This window comes from uncultured Rothia sp. (genome assembly GCF_937976295.1).
Classification (GTDB): domain Bacteria; phylum Actinomycetota; class Actinomycetes; order Actinomycetales; family Micrococcaceae; genus Rothia.
The window spans coordinates 1-5,255 of sequence record NZ_CALJRY010000150.1; the positions used below are offsets into that span (position 1 = coordinate 1).

5 protein-coding genes and 1 pseudogene are annotated in these 5,255 nt (G+C 59.5%); all 6 read right to left on the reverse strand.

The window, feature by feature from the left end:
• Window positions 1–457, reverse strand: a 457-nt coding sequence (locus Q0216_RS03970; RefSeq protein ID WP_298593109.1) for an SGNH/GDSL hydrolase family protein, incomplete at its 3' end; no start/stop codon positions are given.
• A gap of 85 nt (window positions 458–542) precedes the next feature.
• Window positions 543–1,709, reverse strand: a complete 1,167-nt coding sequence (locus Q0216_RS03975) for a siderophore-interacting protein (protein ID WP_298593111.1) — start codon at window positions 1,707–1,709, stop codon at window positions 543–545.
• 185 nt (window positions 1,710–1,894) lie between these two features.
• Window positions 1,895–2,713, reverse strand: coding sequence for an ABC transporter ATP-binding protein (locus Q0216_RS03980; protein WP_298593112.1), 819 nt, complete (start codon window positions 2,711–2,713; stop codon window positions 1,895–1,897).
• Window positions 2,714–3,700 (reverse strand): iron chelate uptake ABC transporter family permease subunit, encoded by a 987-nt coding sequence (locus tag Q0216_RS03985; RefSeq protein WP_298593116.1) that lies wholly within the window; start codon window positions 3,698–3,700, stop codon window positions 2,714–2,716.
• 71 nt (window positions 3,701–3,771) lie between these two features.
• The gene (locus tag Q0216_RS03990) at window positions 3,772–4,818 is read right to left on the reverse strand and encodes an iron ABC transporter permease (RefSeq protein WP_298593114.1); all 1,047 of its coding nucleotides are present in this window, start codon (window positions 4,816–4,818) and stop codon (window positions 3,772–3,774) included.
• Between the two features lies 1 nt (window position 4,819).
• A pseudogene (locus Q0216_RS03995) lies at window positions 4,820–5,255 on the reverse strand (hypothetical protein); the annotation flags it as partial.

Here is a 5,255-nt window from a genome sequence, read left to right on the forward strand (position 1 = left end):
CGTTGTAGGTGGCGGTGCGGCCGCGGGTGCGGGCGAAGGGGCCCTGGCCCTGCACATCCAAGCCAGTAACGGTCAGAATCGTGATGTCCTGGGCGCGCATGGCTGCGAAGGCTTCGTCGACGCGGGTCATGAGCTGATCGATATCAACGTTGGGGCGCATGATATCGTTACCGCCGCCGTAGAAGGTAACGATATTGGGGCAGAGGTCGAGGGCCGCGGGCAACTGCTCTTCCAGGATGGGAATGAGCAGGCGGCCGCGGATAGCGAGGTTTGCGTACTGTGCCTGCGGATCTACTGCACCGATGCCTTCGGCAACGCGGTCTGCCCAGCCGCGCAGGTTGTTGGGTCGGCGGCGGTCAACGTCACCCACACCTTCGGTGAAGGAGTCACCGATTGCCGCATAGCGTACTGATTCACCGTTGAGCTTGCCATTGGAGTCTAGGAGCGGGGTCGTCATTGTGTTCTTCTTTCCGGGCCTCTGTAGAGAATGACCCTTCTATGGAAGAAGCCGGCACACCCGCGCGGTGTACCGGCTTCTTCGCTTAGCTTTCGGTGCGTCCTACACGCCAGTATCCCATGAACGAAACCTCGTTCTTAGGAATCAACGCCTCATTGACGCAAATCCGTCGTAAAGCTTTAACCGTTGAAGCTTCTCCAGCAATAAAAACATAGCGTTGCGGACTCTGCTGGTCCGCGAGGCCCCACAGCACTTCCGGTTCCTCAGCCATCTCGCCCACCTCAGTTGCCTTACCGGAGGAGGCGGCCCCGGGTGCTCGGGTAACTTCAGGTGATTGGGTGGCAGGAACACCCGTCTCCTCAACCCCCAGCAGATGCCGCAAACTCGTAGCAAGAGCAGAACCCCGCTCCTTGGCAGCACCATCCTGCCCGCGAGCGCACCAATGAACCCTCACATTCGGCAGATCCGCGACCTCGGGCAGATGAGGATATACATAAGACCACAGGGCCTCAACGGTATCGCCCCGTTCCGGAACCTCCACCAAAACATCAAAGATGGGCCCGGTCTTTCCTTCAGGTAGCGCAGGCGAGCCACTCCCCCGAGCGCACTCGGCAGATTCGGCTGCATACTCGGCAAGAATAGAGAGAACCGCGGGCACAGCTGTCTCATCCGCAGCAAGAATAATACGCTGAGCACCGGCCGCAGACCACGAAGCCCACAGCGGATACCCGTAGAGAGGAGCCAGCAGGGACACCCTATCCCCCACCCGCGCCTGAGAAGCCCAGGTAGCCCCGGGACCCATGCGCTCCACCCCGTCTGCATCTTTCTCCGCGTGGAGCACAAAATCCACATCAACCTCGGGCAGGGCACCCTCCGGCACCCCGTTCCCCGCATCCTCGAGGCGGCGGGCGGGGCGGGTCAGGGCAGTGGGCACCTCCGGATGCGCGGGGAGAGCGGCGTATACCGCCTCCAGAGCGCCATCCGGCACCCGCAGACGAGACGCCCGCAGAGTATAGGTGCGCATCCATCCACGCTCAGATTCGGGCAGGGCAAACCAGGTGGTACGCCAGGAATCGTCCAGGGTTATCTGCACCGGTTCGGCATGCAATGCGCGAATCCGCCCCAGCTCATCACGGTCACTCGCCGGGGGAATCAGAAGTTTAATATAGCCGTCTAGAACTCCCCGATAGGATTCGCACTCTCCGGCAGTCACCTCGGCGGCAGCCGGGGGCTGCATTCGGTCGGCAGTCATTGTGCTACCCAGCCCACCGCTCGCTATCGGATAGGCGGCATAACGCAGTGCGGGACCGGTCAGGCTGACCCTCACATAGGAGGGGGTCAACCTCTGAACACGGCTCACCGCCACAGTAAATAGCCCGTACCCGTGCTCACCGTGAGAACGGGTACGACGCGAAGACCCCATTATTTTCCCCATCTTTATGTGTGCTTGAGTTCGCCGGGTACACGCGGATGCGGCACAACCACAACGCTACCGTCGTTGAAGGGGTCAGCTACCTCGGCCTTCAAACCGAAAATGCTGTCGAGGTTTGAACGGGTTAGCACTTCCTGCGCCTCGCCCTGAGCCACAATGGAGCCGTCTTTCATCGCCACCAGGTAATCGGCTACGCGGGCGGCGAGGTTCAGTTCGTGCAGCACCATAATCATGGTGGTGCCGCGCTGCTCATTGAGCTCAGAGAGCAGATCGAGTAGCTCCACCTGGTGTGCCAAGTCAAGGTAGGTGGTCGGCTCATCCAGCAGAAGGATATCCGTTTCCTGCGCTAGTGCCATTGCAATCCACACGCGCTGACGCTGACCGCCGGAGAGCTCGGTAACCTGGCGTTCTGCAAGGGACATGGTGTCGGTGGCTTCGAGAGCCCAAGCAACCGCCTCGTCGTCTTCGGCGCTATTGCGTTTGAAGAGGCCCTGGTAGGGGTAGCGGCCGCGAGATACCAGGTCGGCTACGGTAATGCCTTCGGGGGCGATGGGGTGCTGGGGCATCAGACCGACCATGCGGGCAAACCCCTTCATGGAGTACTCGTGGGTGGAGGTTCCATCCAGGGTAAAGTCACCCTTAAGGGGCTTGAGAAGGCGGGAGACACCGCGTAGCAGAGTGGATTTACCACAGCCGTTGGGGCCGATAATGGCGGTCACTTTACCTTTGGGAAATTCGAGGGAAAGGTCTTTGACGATGGTCGTTTCGCCGTAGCCGAGGCTGACGTTCTCCACCTTCAGGGTACGCTCGGTGATTTCTTTCATTTATTTTCCTTCCTTCTGGTTCTGCAGAAGAAGCCAAATCAATACGGGAGCACCCATGGCTCCCGTCAGAATGCCCACGGGGAATGAGATTGAGGGGAATAGATTAGCCGCCATAAAATCAGCAAGCACCACAATCGTGGCACCGACCATTGAGGCTCCCAAAAGTGTATGACGGCCGCCCATCATGCGCCGAGCAATAGGACCGGAGACAAAAGCAATAAATGCTATGGGACCGGTAGCTGCCGTTGCCATTGCAGCGAGGAGAACACCTAAAGAGATGTAATACCATCGAACACATCCTACCGGCACACCGAGGCCATGCGCCAAGTCGTCTCCTACAGCGGAAGTTTTGAGGTGGTTAACACCCCAGAGGATGAAAGGCAGAAGCACGATGAGGGCAATACTGAGGATGCGGATTCGCTCCCAGTTCGCGTTATTTAATGATCCGACCATCCACACGGTAGCGCTGGTTGCCTGTCCCGTGGACATCCGTTCCAGCAGGTAGGTGACAGCCGCCTGGCATAGTGCTGCAACACCAATACCCATCAGAATAAAGCGATTACCGACATTTGCTCGGCCTGAGGCAAGGATCATGGTTACCAGGGCGGCCGCAAGAGCAAAGAGAATAGCGTATACAGAGACGCTGAACCCGGAGGCACCCCAGTACACCATGGAGATTACGGCTCCCAGGGAGGCGCCGTTGCTGATACCGATAATATCTGGGCTGGCGAGGGGGTTCCGCAGTAGAAGCTGGAAGATGGCACCGGCGCATCCAAAGGCGCACCCTGCTAAGGCGCCCAGCAGTGCGCGGGGCAGCTTATCTTCCATGACAATAAACCGGGCACCTCGCACGGGCACTTCCCCTCCGGTGAGAAGGGTCAAGAAATCCGGGATAGTAACGGTGTAGGTGCCCAGGAGCACACGCACCGCCAGGGCGGCAAGGACTCCGAGGGCCAGAAGGATAAGGGCTCGGCGAGGGCGGCGCATGCTGGCCCGGCGGACAGCACGAAGCCGCTCCACTCCACCCGTCGTAGGCGGGGCTGCCTGTAAGGGGTGATTCATGAGATGCTCGCCCCTTTCGAACGTCGGATGAGGTAGATAAAGACGGGTACGCCCAGCACAATAGTGCTCACCCCGACTTGAATTTCCTGGGGCGGCATGAGTATACGCCCCAGGGTGTCGGCCAGCAGCAGGATGACGGCACCGAAGAGTGCCGATGCGGGCAGGAGCGTTCTGTAGTCTGCGCTGATGAGGGCGCGCATGGCGTGGGGCGCCATGAGACCGAGGAACGCGATGGGCCCGGCAAGTGCCACGGCTACGCCCACGAGAAGGGTTACCCCAATAAATAGAACGAATCTTCTTCGGTGGACGTTTTCTCCCAGAGATGCCGCCATATCATCACCGAGAGCAAGGTTATTGATGGTGCGAGCGCCGCTGAACAGAATCAGGGCTCCTACCGCAAGGAGCAGGCCGGAGGGAAAGAGCGTCTCCAAATCTTTTCCGGCGATAGAGCCTACCTGCCAGCGCCTCAGGTCATCCATCGTATTTTGACGGGTCAGAATCAGTGCGCTGGTCAATGACCCAAGCCCCGCACTGAGCGCCGCACCCATCAACGCCAATTTCACCGGGGTCGCCCCATCTTGACCGATGGACGCAAAGGCATACACGAGCGCGGAGGCTAGGGCGGCACCCGCAAAGGCGTAGAGGGAATATTCTAGGGGCGAGTTCACCCCGAGAAAGGTAATTCCAGTGACGACGGCAAACGCGGCACCCGAGTTGACTCCCAAAATACCGGGGTCGCCCAGGGGGTTGCGAGTAATACCCTGCATGCCGGCACCGGCCAGTCCGAGAGCGGAGCCTATAATTAGCCCCCACAGCGTGCGAGTTATACGGGCGTCTATAACGGCCCCCTCAATTCCTGCGGGTCGGTGGCTGCTGAGGGCACCCAACACAACATCCGGGGCAATATATCGGGTTCCAACCAGTAGCGAGGTTAATGCCGCCGCAAGAACAAGGAGGATGAGAGTCAGCAGACGGGGCAGGTGCCGTGCGCTGGATGTGCGACGGACCTGCCCGTTATTCTGCCCCTGCTGGGCTCTTTTCACGCTACTTGGCGTCCTTGCTGTTCTTAATGGCCGCGGAGAAGTCCTTGAGGATGGAGGAGTTCTTAACGACCCAGGGCAGGGAGAGCGGGGAGGCTGCGGAAAGCGCCAAACCGATGTGCTTATTCGATTCGAAAATAGCGGCGTTATTCTTGAGGGCCGGCAGGGTTGCAAAGAGCGAATCTGCCTTGATCTTTTCAATATCGGCTGCGTCGTTGACCCAGGCCCAGAGGACATCGCTCTCAACCTGATCGAGAACCTCCGAGGAGATGGAGAGGAAGACACTCTGCGCATCCTTGGAGTGTTCAGTCACGTAGGGGGCTTCAACCATGCCCCAGTCGATGAAGGTCTGGGGGCGGGAATCCTTGGCGGTGTATGCGCCGAGGGTTTTCTTCTCGAGGTCGAAGTAGCCCGCAATGAAGCTTGCGCCGGCAAGGTTG

Excerpts from the sequence above, each read along its gene's own strand:
- Q0216_RS03975 (WP_298593111.1), bottom strand. The coding sequence starts at position 1,709 with ATGACTGCCGACCGAATGCAGCCCCCGGCTGCCGCCGAGGTGACTGCC.
- Q0216_RS03980 (WP_298593112.1), bottom strand. The coding sequence starts at position 2,713 with ATGAAAGAAATCACCGAGCGTACCCTGAAGGTGGAGAACGTCAGCCTC.
- Q0216_RS03985 (WP_298593116.1), bottom strand. The coding sequence starts at position 3,700 with ATGCGCCGCCCTCGCCGAGCCCTTATCCTTCTGGCCCTCGGAGTCCTT.